This is a genomic window from Microcella sp., assembly GCF_030645145.1.
GTDB lineage: Bacteria > Actinomycetota > Actinomycetes > Actinomycetales > Microbacteriaceae > Microcella.
The window spans coordinates 1-16,811 of sequence record NZ_JAUSMI010000009.1 but is presented as its reverse complement, the minus strand read 5'-3'; the positions used below and the strand labels follow the sequence as shown (position 1 = coordinate 16,811).

The following is a 16,811-nucleotide window of genomic DNA, read 5'->3' as shown; positions in this document are numbered from 1 at the left end:
GAGGAGCTGAGTGATCGCGCCGAGGTGCTCCTCGGGGGTGTCGATCGTCAGGTGCTCGAAGGGCTCGTAGGTCTTGCCGTCGATCTTCTTCGTGACCACCTGGGGCTTGCCCACGGTCAGCTCGAAGCCCTCACGGCGCATGTTCTCGACCAGGATGGCGAGAGCAAGCTCGCCACGACCCTGCACCTCCCACGCGTCGGGACGACCGATGTCGACGACCTTGAGCGAAACGTTGCCGACGAGCTCCTTGTCGAGACGGTCCTTGACCATGCGCGCCGTGAGCTTGTGGCCCTTGACCTTGCCGACGAGTGGTGAGGTGTTGGTGCCGATCGTCATCGAGATCGCGGGCTCGTCGACCGTGATGGCCGGGAGCGGGCGGATGTCCTCCGGGTCGGCGATCGTCTCGCCGATCGTGATGTCCTCGATGCCGGCGATCGCGACGATGTCGCCCGCCGTGCCCGACTCGGCCGGGTAGCGCTCGAGCGCGCGGGTCTTCAGCAGCTCGGTGATGCGCATGTTGGTGTGCGAGCCGTCGTGGCGCACCCAGGCGACCGTCTGGCCCTTCTTGAGCGTGCCGTTGAAGATGCGCAGCAGGGCGATGCGGCCGAGGAACGGGCTCGCGTCGAGGTTCGTGACGTGCGCCTGCAGGGGGTGCTCGTCGTCGTAGGTCGGCGCGGGGATGTGCTGGAGGATCGCCTCGAAGAGCGGCTCGAGGTCGTCGTTGTCGGGCAGCTCGCCGTCGGCGGGGCGGTTGCGGCTCGCGGCGCCGGCGCGGCCCGAGGCGTAGATGACGGGCAGGTCGAGGATGGCGTCCACGTCGAGGTCGGGCACCTCGTCCTGCAGATCGCTCGCGAGGCCCAGCAGCAGGTCGTGGGTCTCCTCCTCGACGGCCTCGATGCGGGCATCCGGCCGGTCGGTCTTGTTGACGAGCAGGATGACCGGGAGCTTCGCCGCGAGCGCCTTGCGCAGCACGAAGCGCGTCTGGGGCAGCGGGCCCTCGCTCGCGTCGACGAGCAGGACGACGCCGTCGACCATGCTCAGGCCGCGCTCGACCTCGCCGCCGAAGTCGGCGTGGCCGTGGGTGTCGATCACGTTGATCGTGATCTCCTGCCCATCGGCGTGCTTGCCCTTGTAGGTCACCGCCGTGTTCTTGGCGAGGATCGTGATGCCCTTCTCGCGCTCGAGATCGTTCGAGTCCATCGCGCGGTCCTCGAGGTGGGCGTGCGCGGCGAAGGAGTCGGTCTGGCGCAGCATGGCGTCGACGAGAGTGGTCTTGCCGTGATCGACGTGGGCGACGATCGCCACGTTGCGCAGGTCGGAGCGGGTGGCGAGCGCCATACGGAAACAGCTTTCAGTTCGGGGAGGATTCGGGGCTCAGGGCACGCAGAAAGGGCCGAGCGATGCGACCAGTCTACCCGTCGCCCTCTCGGGCGGGGGTCTGGCCTCGCTCGGCCCTCTGCGCGCTGCTGCTACAGCCCGGCGCGCCGGCTCTCGCGGCGCTCGCGCTGCGCGATCGGATCGGGCAGCGGGACGGCCGAGATGAGGCGCTGCGTGTAGGCCTCCTTCGGGCTGCGGAGGATCTCGTCGCGCGTGCCCTGCTCGACCAGTCGGCCGCGGTGCATGACCGCGATGCGGTGGGCGAGGATGTCGACGACCGCGAGGTCGTGGCTGATGAAGAGGCACGCGAACTGAAGCTTCTGCTGCAGGTCCTGGAGGAGGTCGAGGAAGCGCGCCTGCACCGAGACGTCGAGCGCGCTCGTCGGCTCGTCCGCGATGAGGAGCTCAGGAGCGAGCGACAGGGCGCGGGCGATGCCGACGCGCTGGCGCTGACCGCCGGAGAGCTCGTGCGGGTAGCGGTTGCGGTAGCTCGTCGGCAGCTCGACCGACGTCAGGAGCTCCTGCACGCGCTTGTCGAGGTCCTTCCCCTCCGCCTCGCCCGCGAGGAAGAGCGGCTCGCCGATCGACTCGCCGATGGGCATGCGCGGGTTGAGGCTCGAGCCCGGGTCCTGGAAGACGATGCCAGCCTTGCGGCGCAGCGACTTGAGCTCCTTCGTCCCGCCGCCGGAGATGTCGACCCCGGCAGAGATGAGCGTGCCGCTCTTGATGGGGAGGAGGCCCACGGCCGCCCGGCCGAGCGTCGTCTTGCCCGAGCCCGACTCGCCCACGAGCCCGACGATCTCGCCCGGGTAGACGGCGAGGTTGATCTCGTCCGCCGCGAGGAAGGCCGGCACGCGGCCGCGCTTCGGGTACTCGATCGCGACGTCCTGGAACGACAGCACGGGAGTCGCAGTCGTCGACGGCGACGGGCGCGACGTGCCGGTCTCCGAGACCTCGAGGCCGAGGTGGGGTACCGAGGCGAGCAGCGACTGCGTGTAGGGATGCTGCGGGCGCTGGAAGATGTCGAGCGCCGTTCCCTGCTCCACGGCCTCGCCGTTCTTCATGACCATGATCGAGTCCGCGAGGTCGGCGACCACGCCCATGTCGTGCGTGATGAGCACGATCGCGGAGTCGAGGCGCGTGCGCAGACTGCGCAGCAGCTCGAGGATCTCGGCCTGGACGGTGACGTCGAGCGCCGTCGTCGGCTCGTCGGCGATGAGCAGCACGGGGTCGCACGAGATCGACTGGGCGATCATCGCGCGCTGGCGCTGGCCACCGGAGAGCTGGTGGGGGTACTTGTTGAACGCCGTCTGCGGGTCGGGCATCTCGACCTTCTCGAGCAGCTCGATCGCGCGCTCCTTCGCCGCGGCGGGCGTGAGGTCGTAGTGCGTGCGGAGCGTCTCGACGATCTGGAAGCCGATCGTGTAGACGGGGTTGAGGGCCGTCATGGGCTCCTGGAAGATCACGGCGATCTGGTTGCCGCGGACCTTCCGGAGCTCGCGGTTGTCGAGGCCCGCGATCTCGCGCCCGAGGAGCTTGATCGATCCGGTGACGCGCGCGGTCGGCGGGAGCAGGCCGAGGAGGGCCATCGAGCTCGACGACTTGCCCGAGCCGGACTCGCCGACGATCGCGAGCACCTCGCCGCGCTTGACGCGGTAGTCGAGGCCGACGGCGGCCGGGTAGTACTCGCCGTCGACCCAGAAGTCGACGCCGAGATTCTCGACCTCGAGCACGGTCTCGACGGCGGTGGGGGTGGTGGTGCTCACGGGAGGTCCTTCCCTGCGTTCAGTTCGCGGCGGTCTGACAGGCTGGCGTCATGCGATTCCAGCCCGTCGTCTTCCGTCCGCTCTTCGGCCGCGTGCTCACCGTCGTCATGACGGCTCTCGCGCTCGCGGGTCTCGGTGGGTTCGTGGTCACGGGCGACATCGACGGCCTCGTGCGCTACGGCTGGTGGCTGGGCCTCATGGCCTACGGCACAGCCGTGCTGTTCTGGCTGCCGCGCGTCGCGGTGCGCCAGGACGCCGTCGAGGTGCGCAACCCCTTCGTCTCGTGGGTGCTGCCCTGGGAGGGCATCCAGCTCATCGATACGAAGTGGGCGCTCACGCTCCGCGCGGGCGGCAAGCGCATCGAGGCCTGGGCGGCGCCTGCCGGCTCGCGCTGGACGCCCATGACGCTCGGTCGCGACGACCTCCGCGTGTCCGAGTCGGCGCACGTCGCCGGCTCGATCCGCCCCGGCGACGCCCTCAACACGGACAGCGGTGCCGCCGCGAACGTCATCCGCCGCCACTGGGAGGAGCTGCGCGACGACGGCCTGCTGCGCCCGGACGCGCCTGAGGCGCAGCCGCGCCGCACCGTGCATGCGCTCGAGATCGGCATCGTGCTCGGCCTCGTGGCGCTCTGCCTCGCGGGCCTCGTTCTCTGATCCGGCGGGAGCCAGGAGGAGCATCAGGCGTCGCCTCGCGAGCCGTGCGTCGGCCGCTCGTCGCCCTCGTCGAGGGTCGTCGTGCTGCGCGGCGCGAGCGAGCCGTCGACCTGGTTGTCGGCACCGCGCGTCCCCACGAGCGCCTCGGCGCGCGCGAGGTCGTTGCGGTTGGCCGTCGCCCGAGCGAGCGCGCGGGAGCTGGGCAGTCGCTTCTGGCGGGGGTCGAAGGCGTCGCGCAGACCGTCGCCGATGAAGTTGATGCACAGCGCGATGGCGATGATGAACGCACCCGGCCACCAGAACAGCCACGGACGCGTACCGAAGGCCGCCTGGTTGTCGCTGATGATCTTGCCGAGCGAGGTGTCGGGCGACTGCACGCCGAAGCCGAGGAAGCTCAGTGCCGTCTCGAGCAGGATCGCCGCAGCCATGAGCAGCGTCGCGTTGACGATGATGACGCCGATCGCGTTGGGCAGGACGTGCTTGAAGATGATGCGGCGATTGCTCGCTCCGGCGACGCGCGCCGCGTCGACGAACTCGCGCTCGCGCAGGCTCAGCACCTCGGCGCGCACGAGGCGCGCGAGGCCCGTCCAGGCGAACAGGCCCAGCACGACCGCGAGGGCGAACGCGCCCTGGTTGCCGACCGCGCGGCCGACCACGGCACCGACGACGATCACGGGGATCGTGATGATGATGTCGGTGAAGCGCATGAGCACCGAGTCGCGCCAGCCGCGGAAGAAGCCGGAGATCGCGCCGACGACAGTGCCGATCGTCACGCCGATGATGCCGACGACGAACATGATGACGATCGACTGCTGCGTTCCGCGCATGACGACGGCGAAGATGTCGCGGCCGACCTCGTCCTGGCCGAACGGGTGGTCGCCGAAGCGGACTCCGTCGCCGCCCATGAACTCCGGGACGAGGCTCAGCGTCGGTGCGCCGCCGTTCTGCGGCGTCGGGATCTGCGTCCAGGTCCACTGCCACCAGCCAGGGGTCCGGATGTCGATGCCGAAGAAGCTGAAGGCGAAGCCGACGGAGGAGAACGCCAGGATGATGATGAACGCGAGCACGACCATCGACACGAGAGCGCCGCGGTGCCGGAAGAAGCGCCGTCGGACGATCTGGCCCTGACTGAGGCCCTCGATCTCCTTGAGCTCGAGGTTGTTCTCGGCATCGGTCACGCTGCCCGCGCTGTGCCCGGGCTCGGGAATGGATGAGTTGGTCATCAGTTCACTCGGATTCGCGGGTCGAGGGCGGCGTAGACGAGGTCGGCGATCAGGTTGAACAGGATCGCGAGCCCGCCGACGATGACGAAGAAGGCCATGACGGGGTTCGGATCGACGCGCTGGAGGCCGTTCTGGAACAGCGAGCCCATGCCCGTCCAGCCGAAGACGCGCTCGGTGATGATTGCACCGCCGATGAGCCCGCCGATGTCGAAGGCCACGATCGTCGCGATCGGGATGAGCGCATTGCGGAAGGCGTGGCGGACCACGACTGTGCGCTCGGAGAGGCCCTTCGCTCGCGCCGTGCGGATGTAGTCCTGGTTGAGCACCTCGAGCAGGCTCGCGCGCGAGTACCGCGTGTACGTCGCGAACGAGATGAGGATGAGGGCGAGCGTCGGCAGCAGGAGGTGCGTGTAGATGTCGACGCCCTCCACCCACAGCGACCCTTCGAGGTTTGGCGTCGACGCGCCGATCGTCGCGATGGGTCGGCCGCGGACGCGGCCCGAGTTCGCGTAGTCGTCCCACACGAGCATGAAGCGGTCGAGCGCGATGACGAACGCTGCCGTCAGGCCGGTGAAGATCGCGACGCGGATGACCGGGCCTCGGTCATGCCCGCCGGCGAAGTACCCGATCGCCCCGCTCACGAGGACCGTGAGGACGGCGAGCGCCAGAAGCATCCACCACTCGGTCACGTAGAACGAGAGGTTGTACTGGAACGGGTAGTAGAGCGCGATCCCGAGGCCCGCGACGATGAGGGCGGCGATGAGCGCGCGGCGATTGGCGAGCCCGGTGATCATGGCGGTGAAGCCGACCGCGGCTCCGATGCCCATGATCGCGACGCCGCCGATGGTGAGAGACGGGCTGCTGAACCAGTCGGTGAGGTTCATGACGGTGAGCAGCGCGACGGTGGCTCCGGCGGCGATCGCGAAGGTGATGGCCTTGCGGCGCGCCGACCCCGGGATGACCGATGCCCACAGAGCGCCCGATACCAGAGCGAGTACCGCGATGAGCAGCAGCGGGAGCTGCGGGTCGTCCTCGAGGAAGTCGTTGAACCCGATGGCCACGAACTGCTTGAGCAGCACGGCGACCCAGAAGATCGGGAGCGAGAAGAAGAGGAACGAGATGAAGGTGACGCTGTAGTCGTAGCCCGAGTACTGACGGAGAGCCGTCGTGATGCCGACGATCAGACCGAGGAAGATCGCGACGATCGTCGAGATCGTGACGAGCTGCACGGTCGACCCGAGGGCCTGCTCGAGCAGGGCGTTGACGCTGCGGCCCTCGACGGTGACGCCGAAGTTGCCGGTGATGACGTTGGCGAACCAGATGAAGTACCGCAGCGGCGGTGCGACATCGAGGTTGAGGAGTCGGATTCTCGACTCGATGAGCTGCTCCTTGTTGGGAGCGCTGCTCTGGCGGAGGTCCTCGAGGGGATCACCCGAGAGCGCCACGAGGTTGTACATGATGTACGTCGCGGCGAGGAGGACGAAGACGGAGGCGATGAGTCGCCGGATAACGAATGTGGCCATCGGAAATGGCACCCTACCTAACTGAATCCTGGAGCGCCCCGAGTGCTGAGTCAGCTGACTGACGTGATCAGCCCGAGAGGCTCGGACTTACTCGCTTTCGCTGTCGTCAGTCGGCGTCCAGTCCCAGATGTTCCAGAAGATCGTCGGCGAGAGCGGGCCGGGGCTGACGCCCTCGACGCGGTCGCTGTACGCCGTGACTCCGGGGAACTGGAAGATCGTGAGGCCGTACGCGTCGTCCATGAGGAGACGGTCGATCTCAAGCTGGATCTCGATCTGGCGCTCGGGCTCCAGGGCCGTGTCGAGCTCGGTCAGGAGCTCGTCGACCTCGGGGTTCGAGTAGTAGTTCAGGTTGTTGATGCCGCCGGTGCGGAAGGTCGCCGAGCTGTTGGTCACACCGAGGCTCGTCGACTGCCATCCGAAGAACGTGGCGTCGTAGGCACCGGGGGTGCCGAGGAGGCCACCCCAGTTGTCGCTGCCGCAGTCGGTCACGTTGAAGCCGGCCTGGTTGGCCGACTCCTGGATGAGCGCGAACTCGTTCACGCGGCGGGGGTTGTTCGTCGCGTAGAGGATGCAGACCTCAGGGCTCGTGACGCCGGCCTCGGCGAGGAGCGCCGCGGCGCCCTCGATGTCGACCTCGCCGTAGTTCTCGGCCATGCCGTTGCCCTCGACGGTCTCGTCGTAGCCAGGCGCGCCGGGGACGAAGAGCTGCGAGTTGCGCACCTCGGCCTCGGGGTTGAGCGGCTTGATGAGCGTGTCGACGATCTGCTGGCGCGGGATCGTCTTGAGGAAGGCCTCGCGCACGAGCGGGTCGTTGAACGTGCCGCTCTTCGACTGGTCGAACTGCAGGTCGATGTGCTCGTAGACCGCCTCGACGGCGTTCAGAACGGTGACGCCGTCGAGCTCGGCGAGCGCGTCAGCCACGTCGGCCGTGGCCTGGGGGCTGATGACGTCGACCTCGCCGTTCGCGAGCGCCTGGACGGCCGCGAGCGGGTCGGTGATGAAGCGGACGGTGACCTCTTCGATCTGCGGGGTGTTCTCACCGACGTAGTTCTCGTTCGCCGTGAGGGTGATGTACTGGTCGGCCACGAAGTCCGAGATCACGTACGGGCCGTTGACGACGAGCAGGTTGGCGTCCTCCTCGGAGGGCATCTCCGAGAAGTTCCAGTCGGAGTTCCAGACGGACGAGATCGACGCGAGCGCCTCCTCGTCGTTGTTCTGGATGGCCTCGACGAGGGCGTCCTTCGCCTCCTGGGCGTCCTCGATGCCGAGCGCGCGCTGCGCGACGACGTGGGCCGGGAGGCCGACGCCGAACACGAGCTCCCAGTCGACGAAGATGTTGTCGTACGTGAGCGTGATGGTGTTGCCATCGATCTCCGGAACCTCGGAGACGTTCTCGAGGCCGCCACCGAGCGAGCCATCGAAGAAGACGACGTCGGTCGGGTAGTCCTCGGTGAACTCACCGGTCTCCGGGTCCGTGAACTCGCTCGGGTCGAAGTCGGGGGTGTTGGGCACACCCGAGTTCGCGGCCCACGCGAGGAGCATGTCGGCGGCGTCGACGGGCGTGCCGTCGGACCACTGAACGCCATCGGCGATCGTGTACTCGACGACCAGCGGGTCCTCCGAGACGACCTCGTAGGTGCCGAACGACTCGTCCTTCTGGAGCTCGGGCGTGTTGTCGTAGTAGTTGAACGCGCCGCTCGTCATGTACACGATGTTCGCGTTCGCCGTGGCGTTACCGAACGACGTGTTGCTGTTGTACGAGTAGAACGGCTGGTTCCACGCGACCGTGATGGAGCTTCCTTCGACGACCTCGGACTCCTGCTGCGGTGCAGCGCAAGCCGAGAGGACGAGGGCGCTCGCCGCGATCGTGGCCGCGCTAGCTGCCCCGATTCTGCTGATTCGCAATTTTCCTCCTGTGCAAGATGGACACGCGTCGGCCGCAGTTTGAGCGCGCCGTCACGCCTATTGGGTATGACCCTAGAGAGAGGGTCATATCCCCGCCAAACCCTAGGGGTATTCGTTACACACCAGTAACGACATTCGAGCAATGCTGTGCACGGCTCCGGATAATTGCGTCACGACGGCCTCACGACGCACGATGCTTGCGTCCGGACGCATATCCTCCCGGCACGGTGCGCGCCCGCCGGACCTGAGCTGAGCATCCGTCGGCTGCGGATCTGTTCCCGTGCTCTAAAGAGCAGGCGATTCCGAGGCCCAATCCTGCCCTTCGCCCACAACCGCGGTCGGGTGCGGGCGAGGCTCACGCGCGATACTTCTGCCGTGACCGCTCTCTCCGCGCCCGACGTCAGCACGGGCATCCCCTCTCGACGCCGCATCCGGGCGGAGATCCTCATCGTCCTCGGCCTGTCGCTCGGGGCGAGCGCCGTGTACTCGCTCGTCGCGATCGTCAACCGCGTGACGCGCGAGGTGCCGCTCTCGCAGCAGACGGCCACGATCAACCTCTCGCGCGACGAGCGCGAGGTCTTCGACCTCATCTACCAGCTGCTCGCCATCTTCTTCGACCTCGTCGCGGTGGCCCTGGTGGCCTTCCTGCTGTGGCGGGCGGCGCGACCGCATCTCGGGCGCCTCGGCATCGACGGAACGAGGCCGTGGCGCGACGCGCGCGACGGTCTGGGCCTCGCGGTCCTCATCGGAGTCCCCGGCCTCGCCCTCTACGTCGCGGGCCGCGCGCTCGGCATCACCGTGACCGTCGTGCCCACCGCGCTCGACACCTACTGGTGGACGGTTCCGGTGCTCCTGCTCGCGGCCCTCCGCGCGGGTGTCACCGAGGAGGTCATCGCCGTCGGCTACCTCTTCGCCCGCCTGCGCGACCTCCGCTGGAGCCCGTGGGCGATCATCCTCACGAGCGCGCTCCTCCGGGCCACGTACCACCTGTACCAGGGCTTCGGCGCGTTCATCGGCAACTTCGTCATGGGCATCGTGTTCGGCTGGATCTACACGCGAACGGGCCGCGTGCTCCCCCTCGTGATCGGTCACACCGCCCTCGACGCTGTGATCTTCGTGGGATACCCCTGGGCCGCGTCGGAGTTCCCGGAACTTCTCGGGTTGCCCGCCTAGCCTCACCGCATGCCCCAGCCCGAGATCGGTCAGCTCGCCCCCGACTTCACCCTTCCCGGCGTGACGATGCGGGGCGCGGATGCTCAGCACCGGCTCTTCTCGCTGCGCGAGCACCGCGGCTCGCCCCTCGTGCTCGCGTTCTACCCCGCCGACGCCTCGCCTGGCTGCACCGCGCAGCTCTGCAACTACCAGAGCGAGCTCGCCGGCTTCGAGGAGCTCGGGGCCGAGGTGTGGGCGATCAGCCGCCAGAGCGCGGCGTCGCACGAGTCGTTCGCCCGGCGCTCGAAGCTCACCTTCCCGCTCCTCGCGGACGAGCGCGGCGACGTCGTCGACGCCTATGGGGTCGGGCTCTTCGGGGTCGGCGTGCGCCGCTCGATCTTCGTCATCGACGCCGATGGCGTGCTCCGCTGGAAGCACGTCGCGCTCGTCGGCGTGACGTACCAGAGCGCGGCGACGATCCGGGAGCAGCTCGCGCTGCTGCCGGGCGTCCCCGGCTTCGACGCCTCCGCCGCCTCCTAGGCGAACGCCTCGATCGGAGGGCAGGCGCACACGAGGTTGCGGTCGCCGTAGGCCTGGTCGACGCGGCGCACCGGCGGCCAGTACTTGTCGGCGCGCGTCGCCCCGAAACCTCCCGAGCCGTCGGCGCCCGGCCCGTGCTCGTCGTCGGCCACGAGCGACGCCGGGTAGACGGCGAGCTCGCGCGAGTAGGGGTGCTCCCACTCGCCGGCGATGACGCTCTCGGCCGTGTGCGGAGCGTTGACGAGCGGGTTGTCGCCCGCGGGCCACTCCCCCGCTGCGACGCGATCGGCCTCGAGGCGGATCGCGATCATGGCCTGGATGAACCGCTCGAGCTCGGCGAGGTCCTCCGACTCGGTCGGCTCGACCATGAGCGTGCCCGCGACGGGAAACGACATCGTCGGGGCGTGGAAGCCGTAGTCCATGAGGCGCTTCGCGACATCGTCGTTGCCGATGCCCGTCGACTCCTTGAGCGGGCGCAGGTCGAGGATGCACTCGTGGGCCACGAGACCGTTCTCGCCCGCGTAGAGCACCGGGTAGTGCTCGCGGAGCCGCAGCGCCACGTAGTTGGCGGCGAGGACGGCGTTCGCCGTCGCATCCGTCAGCCCCTCGGCGCCCATCATGCGGGCGTAGGCCCACGAGATCGGCAGGATGCTCGCCGAGCCGAACGGCGCGGCGGAGACCGGTGCTCCGCGGTGCTCGACCGTGCCGGCGCTGCCGGTCGTCATGTCGAACGGCGGGTGGACATCCATCTGGGCGAGCGGATGCCCGGGCAGGAACTCGGCGAGGTGCGCCTTGGCCGCCACGGGTCCGACGCCGGGCCCTCCCCCGCCGTGCGGGATGCAGAAGGTCTTGTGCAGGTTGAGGTGGCTGACGTCGCCGCCGATGTCGCCGTACCGGGCGTAGCCGAGGAGCGCGTTGAGGTTGGCGCCGTCGATGTACACCTGACCGCCGGCCTCATGCACGGCGGCCGTGACCTCCATGACGTCGTGCTCGTAGACGCCGTGCGTCGACGGGTACGTGATCATGAGCGCCGCGAGCTCGTCGCGGTGCGCCTCGATCTTGGCGCGCAGGTCGACGAGGTCGACGTCGCCGGTCTCGGTCGTCGCGATGACGACGACGCGCATCCCGGCCAGGACGGCCGAGGCCGCGTTCGTGCCGTGCGCGCTCGACGGGATCAGGCAGACCGTGCGGTGCTCGTCGCCGCGCGAGCGGTGGTAGCCGCGGATCGCGAGAAGACCCGCGAGCTCGCCCTGGCTGCCCGCGTTCGGCTGCAGCGACACGGCGTCGTAGCCCGTGAGCTCGGCGAGCCACGTCTCGAGCATGCCGATGAGCACGAGCGAGCCCTGGACGTCCTCGAGCGGGGCGAACGGGTGCAGCGCGCTGAACTCAGGCCAGGTGACGGCGGCCATCTCGGTCGCCGCGTTGAGCTTCATCGTGCACGAGCCCAGCGGGATCATGCCGCGGTCGAGCGCGTAGTCGCGGTCGGCGAGGCGCTTGAGGTAGCGCATCATCGCGGTCTCGCTGCGGTGGGTGTGGAACACCGGGTGCGTCATGAACTCGGAGGCGCGCTCGAGAGCGACGGGGATGCGCGTGGCCGGCTCGGCCGGTCCGACGCCCGGGATGCCCGACCCCGGCATGAAGCCGAACACGCCGGAGAGCTCGGCGATCAGCGTCGTGTCGGTCGACGACTGCTCGTCGAAGCTCAGCCGCACGGTATCGGCGTCGACGCGCCAGAGGAGGATGTCGCGATCGCGCGCGGCGGCGATGACGTCGTCGGCGCGCCCCGGCACGGCGATCGTGAGCGTGTCGAAGGCCGAGTCGTTGAGGACGTCGACGCTGTTCGCCACGAGACGGTCGGCGAAGGCGGCGGTCGTGCGGGCGACGCGCTGGGCGATCCGGCGCAGCCCGTCGGGCCCGTGGTAGACGCCGAACATCGACGCCATGACCGCGAGGAGCACCTGGGCGGTGCAGATGTTCGACGTCGCCTTGTCGCGGCGGATGTGCTGCTCGCGCGTCTGCAGCGTCAGCCGGTAGGCGGGGCGGCCGTCGGCGTCGCGCGAGACGCCGACGAGGCGGCCGGGCATCTGACGCTCGAGGCCCTCGCGCACGGCGAGGTAGCCGGCGTGCGGTCCGCCGAAGCCCATGGGCACGCCGAAGCGCTGCGTCGTGCCGACGGCGACGTCGGCACCGAGCTCGCCGGGGCTCGTGATGAGCGTGAGCGCGAGGAGGTCGGCGGCGACGATCGCGAGGCCGCCCTGCTCCTTGACGCGGGCGATGATCGCCGACGGATCCCAGATGCGGCCCGAGGCGGCGGGGTACTGCACGAACACGCCGAACGCCTCGGGCAGGTCGGCCGGGTCGGTGTCGGCGAGCGGCAGATACTGCAGGTCGAGGCCCACGGCCTCAGCGCGCCCATCCAGCACCGCGCGCGTCTGGGCGAACAGGTCGCTGTCGACGAGGAAGACGTTCGATGAGCTCTTGGATGCGCGGCGCGCGAGCAGCATGCCCTCGACGACGGCGGTCGCCTCGTCGAGCATCGAGGCATTCGCGGTGTGCAGGCCCGCGAGCTCGCTCACCATGGTCTGGAAGTTCAGCAGCGCCTCGAGCCGGCCCTGCGAGATCTCGGGCTGGTACGGCGTGTAGGCCGTGTACCAGCTCGGGTTCTCGAGGATGTTCCGCTGGATGACCGCGGGCGTGATCGTGCCGTAGTAGCCCTGGCCGATGAGGCTCGTCCGCACTCGGTTCTCGGCGGCGATGGCGCGCAGCTCGGCGAGGGCCTGGGCCTCGGTCGCGGGGGCGGGCAGGCTGCGCAGCGGCGCCGTCTGGCGGATCGCGGACGGGACCGCGGCATCCATGAGGGCATCGAGTGAGGCGTAGCCGAGCGCGTCGAGCATGAGCTGCCGCGCGGAGTCGTCGATGCCGATGTGGCGGGCGCTGAAATCGAGAGACATGGGGTGCGGATGCTCCTACTCGCCGATGAGGGCGCGGTACTCGTCGGCGCTCATGAGCGTCGGGGTCTCGGAGACGCGCACCTTGACGAGCCAGCCGTCGCCGTACGGGTCGGAGTTGATGGTCTCGGGCGCGTCGACGACGGCGTCGTTCGCCTCGACGACCTCGCCGTCGAGCGGCGCGTAGAGCTCGCCGACCGACTTGGTCGACTCGACCTCGCCGACGATCGAGCCGGAGGTCACGCTCGAGCCGACCTTGGGCAGGTCGACGTAGACGACGTCGCCGAGCGCGTCGGCGGCGTACTGCGTGATGCCCACGGTGGCGACATCGCCCTCGAGGCGCACCCACTCGTGCTCGGCGGTGTACTGCAGGTCGGCGGGAACGGCGCTCATGGTCAGGTCTCTTTCGTGTAGAAGGGGAGCGGGACGACGGTCGCGGGGATGCGGCTGCCGCGGACGTCGAGATCGAGGGTCGTGCCGGGCTCGGCGTGCGCCGGGTGCACGAAGGCCATCGCGATGGGGTGGCCGAGGGTCGGCGAGAGCGCGCCCGAGGTGACCTCGCCGACGACCTCCTCGCCGCTCATGACGGGGTAGCCGGCGCGAGCGGCGCGGCGGCCCTCCGCGGTGAGGCCGACGAGCACGCGCGCGTCGTCGCCGGGGCCGGCCTCGATCGCGGCCTTGCCGACGAAGGACTCCTTCGCCGTCACGACCACGCGACCCAGACCCGCCTGAACGGGGTGGATGCTCGTGCCGAGCTCGTGACCGTAGAGCGGCATGCCCGCCTCGAGCCGGAGGGTGTCGCGCGCCGCGAGCCCGCACGGCTGCAGGCCGAGCGGCGCGCCGGCGGCGAGCAGCGCCTGCCAGAGCGCGGCGGCGTGCGCGACGTCGAGGTACAGCTCGAAGCCGTCCTCGCCCGTGTAGCCCGTGCGGGCGACGAGGACCTCGACGGAGTCGTCACCCTCCGGCCCGGTGAACGTGCCGGTCGTCCAGGCGTAGTACGTGAGGTCGTCGAGCTCGGGGGCGAGGAACTGAGGCGTCGCCTCGAGCACCGCGCGCGCAGCGGGCCCCTGCACCGCGATGAGGGCCGTGGCGTCGGTGCGGTCGTCGATCGCGACGCCGTGATCGGCGGTGCGCTCCGTGAGGGCGGTGACCACGGCATCCCGATTCGAGGCGTTCGCGACGACGAGGAACTCGTGATCGGTGATGCGGTAGACGATGAGGTCGTCGATGATGCCGCCGCGCTCGTCGAGGATGAGCGAGTACTTCGCCCTGCCGACCGCGAGCGCGCTCAGCCGACCGGCGAGCGCCTCGTCGAGGAAGGCTCCGGCGGCCTCGCCGATGACGGCGATCTCGGCCATGTGCGAGATGTCGAAGAGGCCCGCGGCCGTGCGCACCGCGTGGTGCTCGGCGAGATCGGAGGTGTAGCGGACCGGCATCTGCCACCCGGCGAAGTCGGTGAAGCTCGCGCCGAGCGCGACGTGCTGCTCGTGCAGGGGCGAGAACCGCGGGGTCGCGGCGGGAGCGGGCGAAGCGGGATCGGACGCTGCGAGATCGGACACGGAGTTCTCCTGACGCGCTGAAGGCCGGTGGAACTCCCCCTCTGTCATGGTGCCTGAGAGCTTCACGCGCCATCTCCGGTCGTGCCGGTCGGGGCGAGCTTTCACCGTGGGCGAGAGCGCTCGTCGCCGACGACGGCGTCGGGATGCGCTCTGCTTTTCAGAGTGGCCTGGCGAGAGCGGTACGCGTACCTGAGAGATTGGCGGGGAGGCTTGCTCCTTCGGTGCCGTCGGCGGCCTGGGCCCCGTCGGCTCTCCCGCACTCGCTGTGCGGCCCGATGTTCGGTTGTGGTCGAGCTGTCCTGCAGGTTCAGGGTATCAATCGACGGGGCGATCCGCGGCCTCGTCGGCCGGATCCGGCGCGGCGTCGTGATCGCGGTGCGACGGGCCCTCGGCGAGCACCTGCTGGGCGCGCGCGGTGAGGTTCGGGTCGATGATGATCTGGTAGTTGCTCGCGAGCACCTGGTGGGTCGCGGTGAAGTCGCGGCGTCGCCGGTTGAGGGCGTACGAGACGACGCCGAAGAGCAGGCCGAAGCCGGCGCCGATGAGGGCTGCCGCGAGGATGAACGAGAAGTCGCCCGTCGGCGAGAACAGGAACAGCAGCAGGCCGATGAAGAGACCGAACCAGGCGCCGCTCGCGGCCCCGGCGAGCGCCGCGCGGGCATAGGTGAGCTTGCCGGTGATCTTCTCGACGGTCTTCAGATCGTTGCCGACGATCGAGAGCTTCTTGACGGGGAAGTCGGCGAGCGCGAGGCGGTTCACGACCTTCTGCGCCTCGGGGTAGCTGTCGTAGGTGCCGAGCACATCGCCGCGCGGAACGACCGGCGACGCGGCGGTTCGGCGCGCGAAGGGGCTGCTGTTCGTCATCGGCTCATTGTGTCAGCCCGGCGGTAGGGTTTCAGCGTGAGCGCCGCGAAAGTATTCGTCGCCCGATTGAGCGGGTGCTCCGTCTTCGACCCCGCGGGCGACAAGGTCGGCAAGGTCCGCGACGTCCTGGTCGTGTACCGGCGAACGGATGCTCCGCGCGTCGTCGGCCTCGTCGTCGAGGTGCCCGGCCGGCGCCGGGTGTTCCTCTCCATCGGCCGCGTCACGAGCATCGGCTTCGGGCAGATCATCACGACCGGCCTCATCAACCTGCGCCGCTTCGAGCAGCGCGGCGGCGAGGTGCGCGTCCTCGCCGAGATGATCGGTCGACGCGTGTCGCTGCGCGACGGCAGCGGCGAGGCGACGATCGAGGACGTCGCGATCGAGGAGTCGGGCCCCGGCGAGTGGGCCGTCGGCCAGCTCTTCCTGCGCCGCCCACGCCCGGTCGCCGCGCCCTTCGCGAAGGGCAGCACGGTCTTCGCGCGCTGGGTCGACGTGACCGAGCGCGCGTCGGGCGCCGAGGGCCAGAGCGCCGAGCAGCTCATCGCCCAGTACACCGACCTGCTCCCCGCCGACCTGGCCAACACCCTCCTCGAGCTCTCGGAGGAGCGGCGCATGGAGGTCGCGGAGGAGCTCCCGGACGACCGCCTCGCCGACGCGCTCGAGGAGATGCCGGAGTCGGATCAGGTGCAGATCCTCTCCCAGCTCGACGACGACCGCGCCGCGGACGTGCTCGACAACATGGAGCCGGACGACGCCGCCGACCTCATCGCGCAGCTGCCGACGACGCGCGGCGAGCACCTGCTCGAGCTCATGGACCCGGACGAGGCGGAGGATGTCCGCTTCCTCCTCTCGTACGACGCCGACACCGCGGGCGGTCTCATGACGACCGAGCCGATCATCGTCTCGGCCGACGCGACCGTCGCCGAGGGTCTCGCGCTCATCCGTCGGCACGAGCTCGCGCCCGCCATCGGCGCCGCGATCTGCGTGACGCTCCCGCCGTACGAGCCGCCGACCGGCCGCTTCCTCGGGATGGTGCACTTCCAGCGGATGCTCCGCTACCCGCCGCACGAGCGCCTCGGCACTCTGCTCGACCAGACCATCGAGCCCGTGACGCCCGACACCTCGGCCGCCGAGGTCTCGCGCCGCCTCGCGAGCTACGACCTCGTGTCCCTGCCCGTCGTCGATGAGACGCGCCGCCTCGTCGGTCTCGTCACGATCGACGACGTCCTCGACTACCTGCTGCCCGACGACTGGCGCAGCGCCGAGCACGACGCGCCGCTGCCGCCGCGCGCCCGCCG

The 16,811-nt window shown here is 69.6% G+C and carries 13 protein-coding genes and 1 riboswitch; of the genes, 4 read left to right on the top strand and 9 right to left on the bottom strand.

The window, feature by feature from the left end; all coding sequences use genetic code 11:
* Together Q7T15_RS00490 and Q7T15_RS00485 are read right to left on the bottom strand one after the other, a co-directional pair.
* A partial coding sequence (locus Q7T15_RS00490; RefSeq protein WP_304692181.1) for a GTP-binding protein occupies positions 1-1,338 on the bottom strand: 1,338 nt, incomplete at its 3' end.
* Between the two features lie 131 nt (positions 1,339-1,469).
* A complete protein-coding gene (locus Q7T15_RS00485) occupies positions 1,470-3,143 on the bottom strand; it encodes an ABC transporter ATP-binding protein (RefSeq protein WP_304692180.1) in 1,674 nt (557 codons plus the stop codon).
* Between the two features lie 50 nt (positions 3,144-3,193).
* Between Q7T15_RS00485 and Q7T15_RS00480 the strand changes: the two genes are divergently transcribed.
* Positions 3,194-3,799, top strand: a complete 606-nt coding sequence (locus Q7T15_RS00480) for a PH domain-containing protein (RefSeq protein WP_304692178.1) — start codon at positions 3,194-3,196, stop codon at positions 3,797-3,799.
* Between the two features lie 23 nt (positions 3,800-3,822).
* Here Q7T15_RS00480 and Q7T15_RS00475 read toward each other — a convergent pair whose 3' ends face one another.
* From Q7T15_RS00475 to Q7T15_RS00465, 3 genes are all read right to left on the bottom strand, one after another.
* Positions 3,823-5,022, bottom strand: a complete 1,200-nt coding sequence (locus Q7T15_RS00475) for an ABC transporter permease (protein ID WP_304692176.1) — start codon at positions 5,020-5,022, stop codon at positions 3,823-3,825.
* Positions 5,022-6,545: an ABC transporter permease gene (locus Q7T15_RS00470; RefSeq protein WP_304692174.1), complete on the bottom strand. Its 1,524-nt coding sequence runs from the start codon at positions 6,543-6,545 to the stop codon at positions 5,022-5,024. Before Q7T15_RS00470 ends, Q7T15_RS00475 begins: the two co-directional genes overlap by 1 nt.
* Positions 6,546-6,632: 87 nt before the next feature.
* A complete protein-coding gene (locus Q7T15_RS00465) occupies positions 6,633-8,450 on the bottom strand; it encodes an ABC transporter family substrate-binding protein (RefSeq protein WP_370689063.1) in 1,818 nt (605 codons plus the stop codon).
* A gap of 375 nt (positions 8,451-8,825) precedes the next feature.
* Between Q7T15_RS00465 and Q7T15_RS00460 the strand changes: the two genes are divergently transcribed.
* Positions 8,826-9,623 (top strand): CPBP family intramembrane glutamic endopeptidase, encoded by a 798-nt coding sequence (locus tag Q7T15_RS00460; RefSeq protein WP_304692172.1) that lies wholly within the window; start codon positions 8,826-8,828, stop codon positions 9,621-9,623.
* 9 nt (positions 9,624-9,632) lie between these two features.
* Positions 9,633-10,142, top strand: coding sequence for a peroxiredoxin (locus Q7T15_RS00455; protein WP_304692170.1), 510 nt, complete (start codon positions 9,633-9,635; stop codon positions 10,140-10,142).
* Here the strand turns inward: Q7T15_RS00455 and gcvP are convergent.
* The 4 genes from gcvP to Q7T15_RS00435 all read right to left on the bottom strand — a co-directional run bounded on the left by gcvP (position 10,139) and on the right by Q7T15_RS00435 (position 15,513).
* Positions 10,139-13,093 (bottom strand): aminomethyl-transferring glycine dehydrogenase, encoded by a 2,955-nt coding sequence (gene gcvP, locus Q7T15_RS00450; RefSeq protein WP_304692168.1) that lies wholly within the window; start codon positions 13,091-13,093, stop codon positions 10,139-10,141. The two genes, Q7T15_RS00455 and gcvP, sit on opposite strands and share 4 nt — an antisense overlap.
* A 15-nt stretch (positions 13,094-13,108) precedes the next feature.
* On the bottom strand, positions 13,109-13,483 hold the full coding sequence (gene gcvH, locus Q7T15_RS00445; RefSeq protein ID WP_304692167.1) for a glycine cleavage system protein GcvH: 375 nt from the start codon (positions 13,481-13,483) through the stop codon (positions 13,109-13,111).
* A gap of 2 nt (positions 13,484-13,485) precedes the next feature.
* On the bottom strand, positions 13,486-14,649 hold the full coding sequence (gene gcvT, locus Q7T15_RS00440; RefSeq protein WP_304692164.1) for a glycine cleavage system aminomethyltransferase GcvT: 1,164 nt from the start codon (positions 14,647-14,649) through the stop codon (positions 13,486-13,488).
* Positions 14,650-14,816: 167 nt separating this feature from the next.
* Positions 14,817-14,916: riboswitch (glycine riboswitch) on the bottom strand.
* Positions 14,917-14,964: 48 nt separating this feature from the next.
* The gene (locus Q7T15_RS00435; RefSeq protein ID WP_304692163.1) at positions 14,965-15,513 is read right to left on the bottom strand and encodes a general stress protein; all 549 of its coding nucleotides are present in this window, start codon (positions 15,511-15,513) and stop codon (positions 14,965-14,967) included.
* A gap of 36 nt (positions 15,514-15,549) precedes the next feature.
* Here Q7T15_RS00435 and Q7T15_RS00430 point away from each other — a divergent pair.
* On the top strand, positions 15,550-16,811 hold a 1,262-nt coding region (locus tag Q7T15_RS00430; protein WP_304692160.1), incomplete at its 3' end, for a magnesium transporter MgtE N-terminal domain-containing protein.